General features: G+C 43.5%; 3 protein-coding genes. All 3 read right to left on the bottom strand.

The features are described from left to right. On the bottom strand, positions 1-269 hold a 269-nt coding region (locus NT178_00940), incomplete at its 3' end, for a branched-chain amino acid ABC transporter permease (protein ID MCX5811101.1). Between the two features lie 105 nt (positions 270-374). Beyond that, a complete protein-coding gene (locus tag NT178_00945; protein ID MCX5811102.1) occupies positions 375-1,634 on the bottom strand; it encodes an ABC transporter substrate-binding protein in 1,260 nt (419 codons plus the stop codon). Between the two features lie 189 nt (positions 1,635-1,823). After that, complete coding sequence (locus tag NT178_00950; GenBank protein ID MCX5811103.1) at positions 1,824-3,191, bottom strand: sigma-54 dependent transcriptional regulator; 1,368 nt, start codon at positions 3,189-3,191, stop codon at positions 1,824-1,826. Between the last annotated feature and the right edge of the window lie 24 nt (positions 3,192-3,215).

The following is a 3,215-nucleotide window of genomic DNA, read 5'->3' on the forward strand; positions in this document are numbered from 1 at the left end:
GAGATTTCCATGCCTCTTATCCTGATTAGTACGAAACGGTAGATCAGAGCGCCTACGAGACTTGTAAGGCCAATTGCCAGGATGATGGCAAGGGGATAAGGAAAGGCAATGAATTTGTTGAGAAACAACCATGTTATATACCCTGCCATAATGTACAGAGCGCCGTGGGCAAAATGAGGCACCCTGCTTATACTGTATACCAGCGCAAATCCCAAAGACAGAAGAGACAGAGTAATGCTGTTTATAATGCCATAAATGAGTATTTCCACATCTGCTCCTTTTTTCGGGGCTCACACCTGTCCCCGTAGGGGGTCGACCCCTCTGTTGCAAGTAGAGACGTAAAATTTTACGTCTCTACGACTCCTTTATTGGTGTTACTTCATCCAAGGCGGTAATAAAACCTTTCCCTCAACATATTTTGGAGGGAATATCTGGATTCTTTTACCTGCCTGCCATTGTATAATGCCTGTTACTGCCCCTTCTTTAGCGTCGAAAGATGGTATGATCTGGTGAGATTTTTTATCAAAACGCATCCTGCCATATACGCCCATAATATCAAGGTTTTCCATTGCTGTTATAACAGCCTCAGAGTCTGTGCTGTTTGCTTTTTCAATGGCATCTTTAAGCTGGTACACTGCCATATAGCTCGATGATGTCCCGTATCCTTCAGGTTCGAGGCCCCATTTCTTTTTATAGGCATCAACAAACTTCATAGTCCAGGGGGTGATCTTTGCCGGAGCATTTCCGCCATTGACAAGATTTACGATAAGATACTCGCCCTTTCCGCCGGTTGCCTTCCAGAACCCAGGCTGCTCAGCTGCATTTACAAAACCTATGGGGAGGCACTTCAGCTTCATATCGCTCCACTGCTTGAGCAGCACAGCGCTTTCAGGCATATCCATCCACAGGAAAAGTATCTGTGCGCCCTTTTTGTTTGCGTCTGAAAGCCCGACAGAATAGTCATTGGTCCCTGTGGGGTATATCTTCATATCGATCACTTCCCAGCCTTTCTCAGCCAGCGCCTTTTTCATAAATTCTCCGCCACCCCGCGCATGGGCCACGTCCTGTACCATGATATATGCTTTGTTAAAATTATGTCCCTTTTTAATGTCTTCGAGCAATGCGATAAACTCCTTCATCATCACAGGCACATGGCTTGTATTTCTGAAGCAGTATTTATATTTCTCGTAGTTCTCTTCCACCCTTTTAGTGTAGGCGGGCGTGAGCACCCCTGTAGTGAGGATGCTTACCTTTTTGTGCTTGTTCAAAAGATCCATAGCTGCCAGGGCTGCCTCGGAACGGACAGGACCTCCGATGATAAAATCCGCCTTTTTCTCAAGGATAAGCTTTTCAAGGCCAAGAAGCGCCTCACTCACCGGAACGCCAGCCTCAAGGTCCCTCGTATCGATTACTTCAACATGAAAGGGCCTTTTCTTCCCGCCAACGGCTACACCGCCCTTAGCATTTATTTCATCGACGGCAAGTTTAATCCCCCTCTCGGCATCCCATCCGTAGAGAAAGGCCGTAGAAAGAGGCGCCCCTATTACTACCGGTTTTTCTGCGGCAATGGATGTGCCGATAAAACAAGAAATCATAAACAGGAAAAAGATAGAAAGATACATCAGCTTCTTCATTTGAACCCCCTTTTAATTTGTCAATAAAACCTTTTTAAATATTTATGCTATCTGGCTGTTATATCAATAAGCAATAACTATGCCAGGAAATATTATTAAAATATCCAATTATATCAATATGACGTTAAATGTGAATGTATACAGATTTTCAATCTATTGAAATATTATTTTACTTCTTGAAAATATTTTTCAAATAGACTTCCCGTTGGGCGAGATCCCATAGGTCCTAAGTTTGTTGCGTAGTGTCGGACGGGATATATCAAGCAGTTTGCATGTCTTTCCAAGATGCCAGTGTGTACGGTCCAGGATCTTTAAAATGTATTCCTTTTCTATGTTCTGGAGACTCTGTTCCTGCGATACTTCTTTTCCGTTTGCCTCTTTTGTCACTCTTTTGCCGAGAAGAGGGATGATAAGCTCCTCCAGGATAACCTCTCCCTGAGTATTTATTGCAGCATGGGTAAGAACATTTTCCAGTTCTCTCACATTGCCCGGCCAGTCGTATTCCAGCATCCACCGGGCAGCTTCCTGTTCAACTCTTTTTATGCCCTTTTTCAACTCATGATTTATCTTCTTAAGCATATATTCAATTAAAAGAGGGATATCCGGTTTTCGTTCTCTCAAGGGAGGGACCTTTATTGTTGCAACACTAAGTCTGTAATACAGGTCCTCTCTGAAGTTGCCGTCTTGAACCATTTTCCATAAATCCCTGTTTGTTGCCGCAATCACCCGTGCATTCGATTTAATCTTCTTTTCGCCCCCTATACGCTCAAATTCCTTCTCCTGAAGAAAGCGTAAGAGCTTCGACTGAAGCTCAAAGGGTATCTCCCCTACTTCATCGAGAAAAATAGTTCCTTCTCCGGCAAGCTCAAATTTCCCTTTTTTGGTATAAGAAGCGCCTGTAAAAGACCCCTGTTCGTGACCGAAAAGTTCGCTTTCCAAAAGCGTCCCCACAATAGCAGAACAGTTTATAATACGTAAAGGATGATTTCTGAATGGACTATGGTAATGGACTGCCCTTGCTATCGACTCTTTTCCTGTGCCTGTTTCCCCCTCTATGAGTACCGTAACCCTGTTTTCCGAAAGTACGCCTATGGTCTTAAAAATTTCTTTCATCACTCTGCTTTTGCCGATAATCTTTCCTTCTTCATAGACAAAAGGAGGCGGTGCCTTTGCATCGGTACTGTGGGCAGGGTTGGAATATTTCATTGCCCGCTCTATTGCTTTTTCGAGTTCTTCCACGTCAATAGGTTTTGGGATATATTCGAAGGCGCCTGATTTCACCGCTTTTATAGTTGTATCCATATCATGGAATGCAGTGATGATAATGATATTTTGCTTATTATTAGACCTTAGCTTTTTCAGCACCTCAAGGCCGTCCATATCAGGAAGCCGTATATCAAGAATAGTTGCATCCGGGTTAAAGACATCGCTTTTTTCAAACCCTTCTGCTGCTGTGGTAGCGCATTGCACTGTGTAGCCCTTTTCAGTGAGGAACATGTCCAGGGATTCAAGCAAAGAATGTTCATCGTCTATGATAAGTATTTTTTTTCTCTTCAATTTATCTCCCTGAAGGGCACTGTA

This window comes from Pseudomonadota bacterium, from assembly GCA_026388255.1.
In the GTDB taxonomy this organism is placed as follows: domain Bacteria; phylum Desulfobacterota; class Syntrophorhabdia; order Syntrophorhabdales; family Syntrophorhabdaceae; genus JAPLKB01.